Annotated in this window: 12 protein-coding genes and 1 other annotated feature; of the genes, 4 read left to right on the top strand and 8 right to left on the bottom strand. The window is 60.7% G+C overall.

All coding sequences use genetic code 11. The features are described 5' to 3' along the window. The first annotated feature begins 22 nt into the window (after positions 1-22). The 3 genes from A0257_05645 (at position 23) to A0257_05635 (ending at position 2,930) form a co-directional block, all read left to right on the top strand. A complete protein-coding gene (locus tag A0257_05645; protein ID AMR26638.1) occupies positions 23-670 on the top strand; it encodes a hypothetical protein in 648 nt (215 codons plus the stop codon). Between the two features lie 65 nt (positions 671-735). Next, positions 736-868: a binding site (SAM riboswitch class I), on the top strand. A 224-nt stretch (positions 869-1,092) separates the two neighbouring features. Beyond that, on the top strand, positions 1,093-2,550 hold the full coding sequence (locus A0257_05640; GenBank protein ID AMR26637.1) for an amino acid transporter: 1,458 nt from the start codon (positions 1,093-1,095) through the stop codon (positions 2,548-2,550). Between the two features lie 98 nt (positions 2,551-2,648). Then, positions 2,649-2,930 carry an RNA methyltransferase gene (locus tag A0257_05635; GenBank protein AMR26636.1) on the top strand — a complete coding sequence of 94 codons (282 nt, stop codon included), beginning with the start codon at positions 2,649-2,651 and terminating at the stop codon, positions 2,928-2,930. A 188-nt stretch (positions 2,931-3,118) separates the two neighbouring features. Here the strand turns inward: A0257_05635 and A0257_05630 are convergent, their stop codons facing one another. The 7 genes from A0257_05630 to A0257_05600 form a co-directional block, all read right to left on the bottom strand. Next, positions 3,119-4,609, bottom strand: coding sequence for a hypothetical protein (locus A0257_05630; protein ID AMR26635.1), 1,491 nt, complete (start codon positions 4,607-4,609; stop codon positions 3,119-3,121). 29 nt (positions 4,610-4,638) lie between these two features. Beyond that, positions 4,639-6,024 (bottom strand): hypothetical protein, encoded by a 1,386-nt coding sequence (locus A0257_05625; protein ID AMR26634.1) that lies wholly within the window; start codon positions 6,022-6,024, stop codon positions 4,639-4,641. 13 nt (positions 6,025-6,037) lie between these two features. Beyond that, positions 6,038-7,306 (bottom strand): hypothetical protein, encoded by a 1,269-nt coding sequence (locus A0257_05620; GenBank protein ID AMR26633.1) that lies wholly within the window; start codon positions 7,304-7,306, stop codon positions 6,038-6,040. 55 nt (positions 7,307-7,361) lie between these two features. Then, positions 7,362-8,075: a hypothetical protein gene (locus A0257_05615; protein AMR26632.1), complete on the bottom strand. Its 714-nt coding sequence runs from the start codon at positions 8,073-8,075 to the stop codon at positions 7,362-7,364. After that, on the bottom strand, positions 8,062-9,000 hold the full coding sequence (locus A0257_05610) for a hypothetical protein (GenBank protein ID AMR26631.1): 939 nt from the start codon (positions 8,998-9,000) through the stop codon (positions 8,062-8,064). The genes A0257_05615 and A0257_05610 overlap by 14 nt, the downstream gene beginning before the upstream one ends. 91 nt (positions 9,001-9,091) lie before the next feature. Then, entirely contained in the window at positions 9,092-10,141 is a 1,050-nt protein-coding gene (locus tag A0257_05605; protein AMR26630.1) for a pseudaminic acid synthase, read from the bottom strand. A gap of 9 nt (positions 10,142-10,150) precedes the next feature. Further along, positions 10,151-11,626: a hypothetical protein gene (locus A0257_05600; GenBank protein AMR26629.1), complete on the bottom strand. Its 1,476-nt coding sequence runs from the start codon at positions 11,624-11,626 to the stop codon at positions 10,151-10,153. Positions 11,627-11,821: 195 nt separating this feature from the next. On the opposite strand from A0257_05600, the gene A0257_05595 reads away from it, so the two are divergent. Then, positions 11,822-13,717: a hypothetical protein gene (locus A0257_05595; protein AMR26628.1), complete on the top strand. Its 1,896-nt coding sequence runs from the start codon at positions 11,822-11,824 to the stop codon at positions 13,715-13,717. Position 13,718: 1 nt separating this feature from the next. Here the strand turns inward: A0257_05595 and A0257_05590 are convergent, their stop codons facing one another. Beyond that, positions 13,719-14,471: a hypothetical protein gene (locus A0257_05590; GenBank protein AMR26627.1), complete on the bottom strand. Its 753-nt coding sequence runs from the start codon at positions 14,469-14,471 to the stop codon at positions 13,719-13,721. Between the last annotated feature and the right edge of the window lie 3 nt (positions 14,472-14,474).

Raw genomic sequence — 14,474 nt, 5'->3', positions numbered from 1 at the left:
ACGCCCTGCGCTAACTTGCCGCATGAACGCTGACCTGGCCGCTAACTGGCACGCTCTCCTTACCCCGCTGCTACCCGACTACGCTCGCCGCGAAGCCGAGTATCAGCAGCTGGTTGCCGCCTACTCAGACGCCAGCCGACACTACCACAACCTGGCGCACGTAGCCAAGCTGCAACAGCAAATAGCCCGCTTCCCGGTGCAGGATGCAACGGTGCTCAACCTGGCCATCTGGTACCACGATGCCGTGTACAACGCCCTGCGGCACGATAACGAGGCCAAAAGCGCCGACTGGGCCGTGCAGTTTCTGCAAGCGACCAGCCTAGAACCGGCCCGCCAGGCCCGCGTGGCTGACCTCATCCGCCGCACCCAGGACCACACCCAGCCCCAGCCGCCCGGCGATGCCGACCTGCTGCTGTTTCTGGACGCCGACCTCAGCATCCTGGGCGCGCCCGAAGCGGCGTATGGGGCCTACGCCCGCCAGGTGCGCCGCGAGTACCGCCTCGTGCCCGACCTGCTCTACCGCCCCGGCCGCCGCCAGGTGCTGGCCAAGCTGCTCGCCGCGCCGGTGCTTTTTCACACGCCGAGTCTCCGCGCCGAGCTCGACGCGCCCGCCCGCCGCAACCTGCAAGCCGAGCTAACGGCCTGGGAAGAGGGTAGGCTGCCCGCCTGAGCACCAGCAAACCTTCATCCGGCCCTACCTTTGCCCCGTCGAGCAGGCCTACCCGGTCCCGCTTGTTTTTATAAAGAGGCGCTGAGAGATAGGCTCTGCGACGCGCCGGCACCCGTAAGAAGGCGTTAGCCAACCCCCGCCCCGCGCGGAACGGTGCCAACCGAACCGGCTGCCAAACTATGGCGGCCCCTATAAAAGCCAGTGGCTCCTTCTGCTATTTCGCCCGTTTTTAGTAGCTTTTTTATCGTTGCTGCCCCGTGGAGCCGGCAGTGGGGGGTAGGCTGTTGTTGCTGAAAGCCAGCAGTGCGGCGGCACGTTTTATTCATTTTTTAGAGGGTTGACCGAGGCTGGCCGGGCGCGAATGCGTACCGGGCGGGCTGGTTGTTACAAGCCCGGAACAACCCTCCGCGCTACGTTAGTTTATGCTGAAAAAATCATTGGAGCTGCTGCGGCAGGAAGCAGCCGAATCGGGCGCGGGTACCCTCAAGCGCACGCTCAACGGTTTGAGCCTCACTGCCCTGGGGATTGGAGTTATTATTGGTGCGGGGCTGTTTTCGCTCACCGGCCTGGCGGCGGCCAACCACGCGGGGCCAGCCGTGACGCTCTCCTTCGTGGTAGCGGCCGTGGGCTGCGCGTTCTCGGCCCTGTGCTACGCCGAGTTTGCGGCGCTGGTGCCGGTGGCGGGCTCGGCCTACACCTATTCTTACGCCACGATGGGCGAATTATTTGCCTGGATAATCGGCTGGGACCTCGTGCTCGAATACTCGGTGGGCGCCGCCACAGTGGCCATCAGCTGGTCGCAGTACCTCCTGAAATTCCTGGAAAAATACGGCCTGCACCTGCCCGCCCGCTTCGTGATGTCGCCCTTCGAGTCGGCCACCCTGCACGATGGCTCGGTGGTGCACGGCTACGCCAACGTGCCGGCCATGCTAGTGGTGCTGGCCATCACGGCGGTTATCATTCGGGGCACCTCGGGCTCAGCGTGGTTTAATGCGCTGGTGGTGGCCCTGAAAGTGGCGGTAGTTTTAGTATTTATTGCCCTGGGCTGGAAATATATTGACCCGGCCAATTATCACCCATTTATTCCAGAAAATACCGGCAAGTTTGGCGAGTTTGGCTGGAGCGGTGTTTTGCGCGGCGCGGGGGTTATCTTCTTCGTCTTTATTGGCTTCGATATCGTGGCCACGATGGCGCAGGAAACCAAAAATCCGCAGCGTAATATGCCAATTGGTATTCTGGGTTCGCTGGTGGTTTGCACCATTTTATTCGTGCTTTTCGGCTACGTGCTCACCGGCCTGGCCAACTATACCGAGTTTAAAAACAGCGCCGCGCCGGTGGCCATTGCCATCGAAAAAACGCCCTACGCCTGGCTCAGCGGGGCTATTATTCTGGCCATTCTCATCGGCTATACGTCGGTAATATTGGTTGATTTATTGGGACAGTCGCGGGTATTTTTCTCCATGTCGAAAGACGGCCTCCTACCCCCCGCTTTTTCGCGCATCCACCCCAAGTTCCGCACGCCGGTGCAGTCCAACCTCCTGCTGGGCGCGTTCATTGCCGTTTTCGCGGGCTTCGTGCCCATCACCATTGTGGGCGAAATGGTGAGCATCGGCACGCTGCTGGCCTTCGTGATGGTGTGCCTGGGAATTATTATTCTGCGCAAAACCGACCCCGACGCGCCGCGCAGCTTCCGCACGCCGTGGGTGCCGCTGGTGCCTATTCTGGGCATTATGACGTGCCTGATAATGATGGCCAGCCTGCCCTGGGAAACCTGGCTGCGCCTGGCCGTGTGGCTGGCCATCGGCTTGGCTATTTATTATGGCTACGGAAAAAAACACAGTAAATTGCGGCAGGCAGCCGAAAGAAAAATACTGGAATAAAGCGCCAGTTAAAAGCCCGCTGGCGAACATTTACGCGCCCGATTACCTTATAAAATAGCCGCCCCGGTAGTTTGCCGATGCGGCTATTTCAGCATTCCATGACCGAGTCCCTCACCACCCAGCAAATTGACCGCATCATTGAAATGGCCTGGGAAGACCGCACGCCCTTCGAGGCCATTCAGGCGCAGTTTGGTCTGGCCGAACCGGCAGTTATTGTCCTCATGCGCCGCGAGTTGAAACCTGCTTCCTGGCGCCGCTGGCGTGCCCGCGTGCAAGGCCGCGCCACCAAGCACCAAGCCAAAAGTGCCGTAGAAGGCGCCCGCTTTAAATCAACTTTGCAGCGGGTAATAACGGGCAATAAAATCTCGAAGCGGGGGTAAGGAGATAAACTAAATTTCGGGGTTGTTAAGTAGGTCGCGAAAATTAGAAAATTAGTCTAACTCATTCGAACGTCATGCTGAGCTTGTCGAAGCATCTCGCTCGCTTCATCCAACGAGGCGAGCGAGATGCTTCGATAAGCTCAGCATGACGTTCTTTTTATTGCAAACTAATTTTCAGGACATTCCTATCACTCCCCGAATTTCCTCTGTTTCCCTACCCCCACCTTGCGCGCCAACGCCGACACCTCCGGCACCCAGCCGCTGAGCAGCAGCCCCGTGCCGTAGAGCCCCGTGAGCACGCCGCCGCGCAGCAGCAGCGTTAGCCAGCTATTGGGGAGGGTAGGGAGCAGCCAGGCCACGAACGCCGCGCCGCCCGCCAGCAGCAGAATATACAAGATGCGCCGGTCGAACGGCTGCCAGCCGAAGCTGCGCCACACAAACCAGGTGCGCAGCAGGTTGATGCTGGCCAGCGCCAGGGCATTGGAAATAGCCGCCCCGGTGAGGCCGTAGCGCGGAATGAGCAGCGCGTTGAGCCCAATAATACCCACTGCCAGCCCCACGTTAAACAGCAAATCGTAGCGGTAGCGCGGGCTCGTGACCACAATAATTCCGTTCACGCCCGTGATGCCGTCGGTGAGGCGGCCGGCCAGCAGCAGCAGCACCGCCACGCTCCCGGCCGCGTACTCGGGCCGGTGAATGAGGCTGTAGATGAACGGCAGATTGAGCCCGATGCCCAGCGCCAAATAAGCACCCAGCGCCGTGGTGAGGCGCGTGGTGCGGCGGTAAAAATCCTGCATCTTATCCGCCGCGCCCTCCTTCCAATACTCCGCGATGAGGGGGTAGGCGGTTTTGTATAAAGCCCGAAACGGCACCGCCAGCGCCGTGCTGATATTGAGCGCGATGTTATAAATACCCGCGTCGGCAAAGCTGTGTGAGCCCAGCATCAGCGAGTCGATGGTGACCAGCAGCGTGCCCGAAATATTGCCCAGCAGCGCGTAGCCCCCAAAACGCACCAACTCGCCCACCGGCCGCACCCGCAGCACCGCCCGCGTGGGCCGCAAATGCAGCTCGCCAATAAAACCCAGATACCCCAGCAGCAGCGCCGAAATCAGCGCGTAGCTGCCCAGATAGGCCAGCACAAACGCATCAAACGACCAAAACCCCGCGCCATATAGCAGCGCCGCGCCCACGATGAGCAGGCGCTGGAGCACATCGGTGAGAAACGAGGAGAACGAGGTGTGAAACAGCGACTTAGTGTAGGCTTCTAGCAGGTTGTAGAGCAGAATGCACAGCGCCAAGCCCAGCATCACGCCGTAGTGCGGCCCCAGCAGGGACGCGTCGTGGGCGTACCAGCGCAGCACCAGCGGCCGGCCCAGCCATAGCACCAGCCCCACGAGGCAAAACACCGCCAGCGGCACGCCCAGCAGCAGCGGCAAAAAACCCGAATGCCCCGTCTCCCGGTTGCGGAAATAGGGAAAATACCGCAGCGTGGTATTCGTAAAGCCCAGCGCCGACACCAGCGCGCCCATCGTGGCCAGCGACACCAGCACCGACAGCAGCCCCAGTTGCGCCGGCGCCAGCAGCCGCGGCAGCACCAGCGTGGTATTGACAAAGCCAATGCCCAGCCCGGCGTAGGAAATAATAGTGTTGCGCAGACTTTGGCGCTGAACGATACCCAAGCTTCTAAGTATGAATTAAAAATTATGAATTATAAATTGGGCGCGGGAGCTTCTGGCGAAAATTCCTCCCAAATTTCGCGACCCGTTAAAAAAGCCGCGCCTTGCTGTTGCAGGTGCGTCATTATTTCGTGAAATTGCCGGGGGCCGTTTTGCGTGTTGGCGGAGTCAAAATTCTGGTTGTGCCAGAGCACGGAAGCCACGCCGCCGAAGCGTTTTATTTCGGCAAAAACTGGTTGAAGCGTGGGAAGAATTTCGTCGGGGGCGAGCTGCAAATACGCCGGGTGGTGCAAGGTCGTATCCATTATAGTAAGCGGAATTTCCAGGAATTTAGCCGCGCGACTATCCAGGAAATTAAACGGGTAAAACGGTTGGCAATAGCTATGGCGAAAGCCAATGTGCTCGGCAAATCCCAGGGTGCTATCGTACTTAAAACCAGTATTTTCTACTACGCAAACGGTCAGTTGAGGCTCCCAGCACAGATAATGAAAGCGAATACCCCCAATTAAATAATTAGCTTCCGATTCGACGTGCAGCTTTTCCGCGTTGGTAGCTGAGCCCAGGCTGCCGTGCATCGCTATCTGGCAGCCTTGCCGGCGCAACGCATCGAGGCGCTGCCACAGTTTGGTAGTCATGGGATAGTCGGCGTTGGGCGTGCCGTTAGTGGCCGGGGAATTTACTGGTAAAATAAAAAACGTTGACTTGGCTCCATAGTGCGCCGTGGCCGCCGCCACGGCTTCGAGGTTGTTCCATGCATCGGGCTGCGTGACGTGCTGCCATAGCAACTTGCTGAAAAGGCGCGCCTTTCCTCTCTTGAGCGCAGCTTTGGCGGGGGCTTTCCAGGCACTGCGCAGGTTGTCAACGTCGTGCGAAATAAAGGCTGCAAATGTCGCTTGCCGGCTGCCCCAGCGGCGCGGCTGCAGCGGCTGGTCGCTCACGTATTCCACCGCCGTTTTCAACACGTCGAAATAATAATTGACAACTGGCAGCGTCACAAAATTATATTTTTGTTGCACGCTCGCCGCGTAGGGAAACCGACCGTACCGGTCGCGCTCGGAGGAAAAGTATTCCTGCCAGCCACTCAATAAATAAAATGCCGCCGAAATAATATCGACTGAAATAACTGCTTTATTCTCTCCAAAAACGAGTAATTGTTTTTCCGGGAAATTATCGAAAAAAAAGGGTATCTGCCGCCCCTGCCACTCACGCCAGCGTGGAGCGGGGGGGTAGGGATTTATACCGCTGAAAAAACTGCCGCTCAGGTCCGCTATTTCTACCTGCGGCTGCGAGCCTGCGTAGCCGATAGTCACGGCTTGCGCGCCGGGGTAGGCCAGGGCGAAGTGACGCAGCACGTAGGCCAGGCGCACCTCGGCCGAAACGGGCGCGGGGGCAGGCGACGGCAACGTGGAGGCTGGCATTATAGCCGTGAATTTACGTCCTATCGGCCACCAACCACTCGCCCAGGCGGCGCAGGGCCAGCGCCCGGCTGTGGCCCTCGTCGGGCGTGCCGAGGCTGGCGTTGTAGTAGGCCGCGCGGCGGTAGAGGTCGAGGGGCTTGTGCCGGGCCAGGCGGGCGAGGGCGGCGGCCAGTTCGGCGTAGTCGTGCGCCCACTCGCTGAGGCCGTGGGCGGCGTAGCCGTAGTAGTCGGCCAGGGTGGGGCTCGGCGAGAAGCGGTAGTACACGCTGGCCACGTTGAGCAACGTGGCTTCGAGGTGAGTGCTGGTGTCGGCGGCCACCAATGCATCGTGGGTTTGCAGAAACTCAAACACGTTTTCCTGCTGCGGGTCTGACCAGTGCAGGGGGGGTAGGGCCTGGCGCAACGCGCTGAAATCGCGCCGGTCGCCGGGGTGCGGGCGCAGCGTGAAGGTCAGCTCCGGCAGCTCGCGCAGCAAGTAGGTTAGCGTGTCGGCCACGGCGGGCAGCTCGTCGAGTAGGTTGCAGGCCACGGCCACGCGGCGCACCTGCGGCGCGGTGTTGCGCTGGCTCAGAAAAGCGTCGGCCTTGGGCATCCCCACCAGCGCCACATGGCCGCGCACGGGGCCGCACTGCTGGTATTTGTCCAGCGCATCCTGGCCTTCGAGCAGGCTCAAATCAAAGCCCAGGGGCGGGAAATTGGTGCTCACGCTGGCGTGCTGCACGTAAGCCGTGGGCACGCCCTCGGCGCGGCAGGCCAGCAGCAGGGCGCGGGCGTCGTCGTTGTGGTCGTTAGCAAACACCACCGCCCGCGGCCGGTAGTGCCGCAAGGCCCGCCGGTACACCTCGTAGTAGCCAATAGCGTAGAAAACCAGGTCGAAAAACCGCGTCGCCCGGCCGCCCACCAGTTGCCGCAGGCCCCGCAGCGCCGCCAGGTACTGCCCGTAGTACAGGATTTTGCGCCGCAGTGAGAGCCGGTTTACTACCCCCCCGTAGCGCCCGATATTCTTGCCCTGGCCCGCCACCAGCACCGCGTCGGGCCGCGCCTCGGCAATAAAACGCAGCGCCTCATAATTATTGGCGCTCACCACGTAGAGCCATGTTTTGCCGGCCAGCTGGTCGGGATTGCGGATGGGCTGAAACACATTGCCCACCAGCCGCAGCACCGCGTAGCCAGCCACCCGCTCCAGTCGCCTGAGCGGGCTAGCCGGCGAGATGGTTTCTAACAGTGCTGCCGGAAAATTGGCAAAATGGTCAGTGAAGCGAACGTATAAAATATCCCGCAAACGGGTGAGATAACCGGCTGGTTGGTCAGTTGCCAGGCGAGTAGTAGCGGCCGGGCTATCCAATGTGCCGAACCAGCATAAAGGCTTCTGCCAGCGACTGACCCGTGACTACGCCCCAGCGCTGGGCCAATAGGCGCAGGGCCTCCGGCGAGCGCGGATGGGGGTAGGGCCGCTTTTCAAACTCATAAGCCTCCATGCCCGCGATTTTGGCCGCTACGTCTTCTTCCGTTACCGCTAGAAAGAAATTGGGTAGAAAAGGCTGCGGGTAGCTGGCCGCCTGCCACTCGGTAGAAGAGGGCGTTTCGCAGGCCAGAATAGTGCGCATGGGTTCGCCAGGCAGCGGGCGGCAGGCCGTCACTACGGCTTCGAAGGTGCGGCGGTGGTCAATGTTGGTGTCGCCGCCGTGGTGCGTAAAAATGAGCGTGGGCTGAAAGGATTCCTTCTCCTGCTCCACCACTTTGATAATATCCAGCAAATCTACCGAATCGAAGCGGTTGTCGGCAAAGTCGTAGATGCCCGTGGAAGCATAGCCAATGGCCGCCGCCGCCCGCCCGATGTTGGCGCGGTGAGTAGCCAGGTCGGCCGCCCAGCGCTCGGTATCGCGGGTGGTGGAGCGCGAGGTGAGGCCCTCGCCCAGAATAACCGCCCGCGCCTCGCAGCCGTGGCGCTGCACTAGGCGGTGAATACTGGCTCCCAGGCCCAGCAGCTCATCGTCGGGGTGGGCCACTACCACCAGAACGCGTTGGCTATCAAGGCTAAGGCAGGTCATCAGGCGAATAAAGCAAGAGGCGATATTCCTCGGGTAATACCGACGAGAACGGTTTGCCGGTGAAGAATTTGATGCCCCGCCGCCGCAAGTAATCCCGAAAATCTTCTTCTGTGCGGGTAAAGGTGCCGTAGGTTTTCATCGTCACCAGGTTGAAAATCACCTCATTGCACCGGATAATGTGTTTATCTTCCTCGTAATGAAGTTCGGTGTGCAGGTTTTTGTAAGCGGCCAGCTCACCGTAGTCGTGCAGCACCTGCTGCATCAGCGCTACGTTACGGGTCGGGTCCAAGCTGGGATACACGTTTTCTTTCAAGACCTTAACCGGGATACCACCGGCCAGGCAGCCATCGGGTAAGTCTTTGTTGATAAGCGTATTAGTGCCAATAACTACGTTGTTGCCGATGCGGCGATTGGGCAATACCGTAGAGCGCGCCGGCAGCCACACGTGGTGCCCGATGCTGACGGGGCCAAAGTCAGCCGGAAAGCCATCCAGAATGGGCAGAAACGAGCCGTGAGTCCACACCGCCACGTCTTCGCCAATGCCCACGTGCTCGCCAATATCAATGCGATGGTTGGTGTTGAGGGTAATACGTGCGCAAATCATCGAGTAGGAGCCTACAGTAAGATGGGCATCGGGGCTGAATTTACCCCCGTGCCCTACCGTCACGTGCGAGTCCCAGAACACGTACTCGCCGAGCTTGATGGTGCGGGCCGTCAGCGTATTGTGACTGCCAATGGTGGTGAGCGCGCCAATTTCGAGGCGCTGCCCTACCAAAAAGGTATTATGGGCACCAATCGTTACATCATCGCCGATAACGCATTCCGTGGCCCGGATTGTGGTATGTGGGCCAACCTGGACGTTGTGGCCCAGTTCGAGGTGTTTAGCAATGATATAGCTGCCATTTTCAAAGCGGTGAATCTGCATGCAGTACGATAGCTTAAAGTGGGGTAGGTGGCACAAATTTAGAGCATTTGGCAGCCGCTGAGCAGGCTAAGCGCTACAACGAGTGCGGCTCTTAGAGCATATCCCAGCCCAGGGCGGTGCCCCGGCGTAGGGCGCGCCGGGCGGGGCGGCCCAGCACCTGCGGCAGTAAATGGGGGGGTAGGCCGTGGCCCGGCCGGATAACCCGCACGTTATCAGGGGTGAGCACTTCCCCCTCGGCCACCTCCCGCACCACATAAATAGAGCGCCGAAAAGCCAGCGACTTGCGCTCGGCGGGGGTAGGGCCGTAGAATACGTCGCCAAGTGCTTGATGCGCCTGGCGGCACTCCTGCACGAGGCGGGCCATTTCGGCGGGCTCCAGCGAAAAGGAGGCGTCGGGGCCACCATCAGCGCGGCTTAGGGTCAGGTGCTTCTCAATAACAGTGGCCCCGAGCACGGTAGCGGCCACGCCCACGCCAGTGCCCAGCGTATGGTCGGAGAGGCCCACCTGGCAGCCGAATAATTCGCGCAGGTGCGGAATGGTGCGCAAGTTGGTGTTGTGGGGCTCGGCGGGGTAAGTGCTGGTGCATTTCAGCAACACTAGCTGCTCGTTGCCTTCGGCCCGCACGATGCTGACCATGCGCTCCAAATCGGCCAAATTGGCCATGCCGGTTGAGATGATAATGGGCTTACCCGTTTGGGCCGCCCGCCGAATAAGTTCGGGCCAGTTATTCTCAAACGACGCGATTTTGTAGGCCGGGCAGCCCACGCTTTCCAAAAACTCAATGGCCTCGATGCCAAATGGCGAGCTGAAGCCCACCATGCCGCGCTCCTGGGCGCGGGCAAAGATGGCGGCGTGCCACTCGAAGGGCGTAAAGTTAGTGGTATACAGCTCGTAGAGCGAATGGCCTTCCCAATCCTGATTGGCGCCGCGCACCACAAAATCCGGCTCCCGGCTGTCGAGCGTCAGCATATCGGGAGTGCTGGTTTGGATTTTCAGGCCCTGGCAGCCCGCATCGGCCGCCGCATCCACGATGGCCAGGGCGCGTTCCAGCGACTGGCCGTGGTTGCCCGACATCTCCGCAATAATAAATGGCGGCTGGCCGGCCCCGATGCGATGGCCTCCCAACGTAATTTCTTGCATACTAGCTGGTTAAAAATCAAGCGGAAAGTCGAGCTGAAATACGTCGTATACTTTCCCGTGCAAAGTAACGGCCGCCTGCCGCATAAACCGCAGCCGCTCAAACACCCGCGCTGAGGCCCCGTTGCCGGCCTGCACCTGGCCTACCACGGCCCCACCCGCCAGCGCCGGTCGCTCGTGGCGCAGCCGTTGCAAGGCCCGCGCCAACAGCACGCCGCCTAAGCCCTGACCCCGATAAGCCGCGGCTACCGAATAGTCGATAAGGCCGGGCTGGCCAGGTGCCTCAAACTCAATTCGAACTTGGCCCACTGGTTCGCCAGCCGCATCAGTTAGTATATACAAGTAAGTGCCAGCATCTTGCAGCCGCCGGCCAAACCACGCCATGTGGGTAGGCCAGCTAATGGGCTCCGGGTTAATGGCGTGCCGGCGCACCGCCGGGTCATTAGCCCACTCGAAGTAACGCGTTGCATCGGCAGCGGTGGCCCGACGCACGGTATAGCGCTGACGAACTGCGAGTTCGGTGAAAACTTCTTGCAGCCGCTGGCTGGCCAAACCATCAAACAAGGCGCGCTGCCGGGGCAGTTGGCGGGCAGCCAGCGCGGCCAACTCGGATTCGGGCAGCGTCAGGCCTTCGGCCAGGGGTAGGGCTATTTCGCCCCGCACTAAAAAGTCGAACAGCGCCCGCTGATTGTCAGCCGTCGGGTGCAGCAGCACCGCGCCGCCCGCCGCGCAGCACTCGTAGGCCACGCCGCTGGGTGGGCAAACGAATACTTGGCAGGTCCGCAGCAAGGCAGCTAACTCGCTGGCAGCCAGATTTTGATACAGGGATATCAGCGGCCCGCAAGTATGGGCCGCGGCTTGCAGCGTAGCTTGGTGGGGGTAGGCCGCGCCCGTCACAACCTCCAGGTGGTGGGTCGGAAATTGCTCCCGCAGGCGTGGCAGCAGCGCCAGCGTTTGGTCAGTAGGGTCGGCCCCACCCATGTTAAGAAACAGGCGCGGCGGCGAGGTAGTGGACTGGGCTGGCGCGCGTTGCCAAAAAGCCGGGCGCAGCAGCGCGTAAGCCGGCCCCAGACAAAGGCAGGCTAGCGGCACCCGGTCGTAGGCGGCCGGCCCTACCCCCCCCGCTTGGTTGAGCACTACCGAAGCCCAATTGGGCGGCGTAATTAAATCATCCAGGCAAACCAGAGCCGCCCCCGTCGCGGCCAGTAGGCGTTGGTAGGCGGGCGAGAAGTGGTAGCCATCGAGCACCACCATATCGTTGGGGCGCAGCCAGCCAGCCAGCCAGCCAGCCTCGGGCAAGCCGGCCGAAATGGCTGGCGGCACTAGCTGCACGGCCAATTCCGCTTCTGCTAACTGCTGTTGTAGTGCCGGCGCGGGGTCTCGCAGCACAAAAATCTTCTCAACCGCCGGCGACAACGCCTGCGCTAGCGCCTGGCAGCGCACCACGTGGCCCAGACCGGTAGCCGGATTGCCATCAGCCCTAAACACTACGCGGCTACCAGGAAATAAAGAATTAAAAACTGACACCAGGCGCGAAAGTAGGGTAGAATATTATTCCCGTTGAAATCGTACTGAAAGATGAAAAGTTACGAGAAAAATTAACAGACACAAAATTGTAAAACGAAGGATGGTAGCAGCGTAATTTTGCTGAGCTGCCGTGAGTGAGCAGCTTATTTTATATCTATGAAGAACGCCTACTTTCAGGTTACCATGATGTTGCTAGGCTGGCTTGCTTGCGTAGCGCCCAGCGTCAGCCGAGCCCAGGGCCAGGCACAAAATTGGTACTTCGGCGACCATGCGGCCGTGCGCTTCAACGCTACCGGTCCGGTGGCCCTTACCAATGGCGCGATGGTAAGCTATGAGGGCTGCGCCACTTTGTCGGACCCCAACGGCCAGCTATTGGCGTATTCTAATGGGGAGGCTGTCTGGGATAGTCAGCACCAGATTATGCCCAACGGGGCCAGCGGCCTGGGCGGCCATAACTCAACTTCGCAAAGCTCCATCTTGCTGCCTATGCCTGGGAGCCTGACCAAGGTATATCTTTTTTGTCAGGATGCCATTGATAACAACCTGGTGGGCGGATTGCGCTACTCCGTGCTGGATTTTGCGTTGCGCGGTGGGTTAGGTGACGTTACTACTACGAAAGGAATTATACTGCCAACGCCTGCGGTAGGGGGTAGGGTGACGGAAAAAATGGCGGCCGTGCGCCACGCCAATGGGCGCGATTATTGGATAGTGGTGCATGGCTGGCAGTCAAACGCATTCTATAGCTTTTTGCTTTCACCCACGGGCATAGCCGCGGCTCCGATAACCAGTGCTGTTGGCTCCATTCATCAAGGTGGGGGTAGCTTCTTCGGTGATGGCAATGCGATAGGCTGCATGAAGGTGTCGCCCGATGGCAAGCACCTGGCCCTGGCCAAGCGCGATGATTTAACCGAACTCTACGACTTTGATAATGCCACGGGGCAGGTGTCAAATTATATGCCGCTGCAAGCAAGCTACTATAACTACGGAGTAGAGTTTTCGCCGGATAATTCGCGGCTATATGTTTCCTTGATTTTGGATGGGCAGGTAGTTCAATATAACTTGCAAGCGGGGTCGGCGGCGGCCATACGGGCTTCAGCCACAGTAGTTGGTACGGGTAAATTTCGATTTGGCAGCCTGCAACGGGGACCCGACGACCGTATCTACATAGCGGCTTACACCAGTAATTACCTCGATGTTATTTCGAATCCTAACGCATTAGGTACAGCCTGTGGCTACCAGGCTAACGCAGTGTTGCTTGGAGGCAAAATAGACCAAAATGGGTTGCCCAATATGCCGAATGCATTTGCCGCCCCAATTATTACCGCCGCTTTCACCAGCACTGCCAGCTGCGCGAATTCTGCCGTTAGCTTTGCCGGCACCACTACTCCCGTGCTTCCCACCGCCACTGCCTCCTGGAACTTCGGCGACCCGGCTTCGGGCAGTGCCAACACGGCTACTGGCTTCACGCCGACGCACGTGTATAGCCAGGCGGGGACCTACCAGGTAACGCTGGCGGTGTCGTATCCGGGGCTGGCCACGCCCCTTACCGTGACTCAGGCCGTAACGGTGGCTCCGTTGCCGCAGGTGAGCCTGGGGGGCGATACGCTGGTGTGCGCCAACGCGGTGTGGACGCTGCGCACCAACCCGCAGCCGGCTGGCACCCTCTTCCGCTGGCAGGATGGCTCTACCGCGCCCACCTACGTGGCCCACGGGCCGGGGCAGTATGCGGTGCAGGTAAGAGCTTCGGCCAGCAGCTGCGCGGCCACGGCCACGCGGATGGCGGCGGCGGCCAGCTGCCCGGTGCTCATTCCCAACATCATCACCCCCAACGGCGACTCGCAAAACGAATTTTTTACGCTGAAGGGCTTAACGCCAGCCGATTGGCACCTGAGTATTTTCGACCGCTGGGGCCGGCAGGTGTATGACCAGGCCCGCTACGACAATGGGTGGAATGCAGCTGGCCAGGCGGCCGGCATCTACTACTACCGGCTCAGCAACGCCAGCACCGGCGAACGCTACCAGGGCTGGGTGGAGGTGATGCGCGGCAGCTGAGCTACCGCTGCACGTTGGCCGCGTTCACGGCCGCCAGCCAGGGGTAGCGGGCCAGCAGCGCGGGTAACCCGGCTGGGTCGGTGAGCGAAAAATCGGCCCCCAGCTCCGTAAAAAGCAGGCTCAGCAGGGCGTAGTCGCTGGGATAGTCGATGGTGAGGCGCAGCCCGGCTACGGCGGGCGGCACGACCAGCGCCAGGGTTTCGAGCCGGAATAATTCGGGGTGGCGGCGCAGGTAGGGCGTCACGTGCTCACGCTCGTCGGGCTGCGTGGCCCCGGCGTGGGCGCGGCGCAGGGCGGCGGCGCTAAGTACTTCTACATTAGTGCCCAGCGGCAGGCCGGTGGTGTGCGTGTAGTCGGCCCCGGTGGCCAGGTGGTGCGCCACGGCCGCATCGATAAATGCCGGGTCAATGGCCGGATTATCCGCCGTGAGGCGCACCACCGCCCAGGCCGGCCCGGTCTGCGCCAGCGCGCCCGCGAAGCGGCCCAGCACGTCGTTTTCCGACCCTCGAAACACGCCTACCCCCAGCCGGGCGGCCAACGCGGCCAGCTCATCATCCATCGCTTCGCTGGAGGTGGCAACCATGATTTCCTGCACCGAAGTAGCCCGCCGGGCCCGGCCTACCACGTGGCCCAGCAGCGTGTGCGCCTCGGGCGCGGCGGCGAGGGGTAGGGGCAGCCGCGACTTGCCCGGCAGCCGCGACGAGCCCAGCCGCGCCTGGATGAGCGCGAGCACGCGCGGGGTTTCAGGGAGCATAGT

Source organism: Hymenobacter psoromatis (assembly GCA_001596155.1).
Lineage (GTDB): Bacteria > Bacteroidota > Bacteroidia > Cytophagales > Hymenobacteraceae > Hymenobacter.
This window is presented reverse-complemented; position numbering and strand designations above follow the sequence as displayed.

What these genes read in the sequence shown, in the direction of transcription:
- A0257_05645 (AMR26638.1), top strand. Translation starts at nt 23, where the DNA reads ATGAACGCTGACCTGGCCGCTAACTGGCACGCTCTCCTTACCCCGCTG.
- A0257_05640 (AMR26637.1), top strand. Translation starts at nt 1,093, where the DNA reads ATGCTGAAAAAATCATTGGAGCTGCTGCGGCAGGAAGCAGCCGAATCG.
- A0257_05635 (AMR26636.1), top strand. Translation starts at nt 2,649, where the DNA reads ATGACCGAGTCCCTCACCACCCAGCAAATTGACCGCATCATTGAAATG.
- A0257_05625 (AMR26634.1), bottom strand. Translation starts at nt 6,024, where the DNA reads ATGCCAGCCTCCACGTTGCCGTCGCCTGCCCCCGCGCCCGTTTCGGCC.
- A0257_05615 (AMR26632.1), bottom strand. Translation starts at nt 8,075, where the DNA reads ATGACCTGCCTTAGCCTTGATAGCCAACGCGTTCTGGTGGTAGTGGCC.
- A0257_05610 (AMR26631.1), bottom strand. Translation starts at nt 9,000, where the DNA reads ATGCAGATTCACCGCTTTGAAAATGGCAGCTATATCATTGCTAAACAC.
- A0257_05605 (AMR26630.1), bottom strand. Translation starts at nt 10,141, where the DNA reads ATGCAAGAAATTACGTTGGGAGGCCATCGCATCGGGGCCGGCCAGCCG.
- A0257_05595 (AMR26628.1), top strand. Translation starts at nt 11,822, where the DNA reads ATGAAGAACGCCTACTTTCAGGTTACCATGATGTTGCTAGGCTGGCTT.
- A0257_05590 (AMR26627.1), bottom strand. Translation starts at nt 14,471, where the DNA reads ATGCTCCCTGAAACCCCGCGCGTGCTCGCGCTCATCCAGGCGCGGCTG.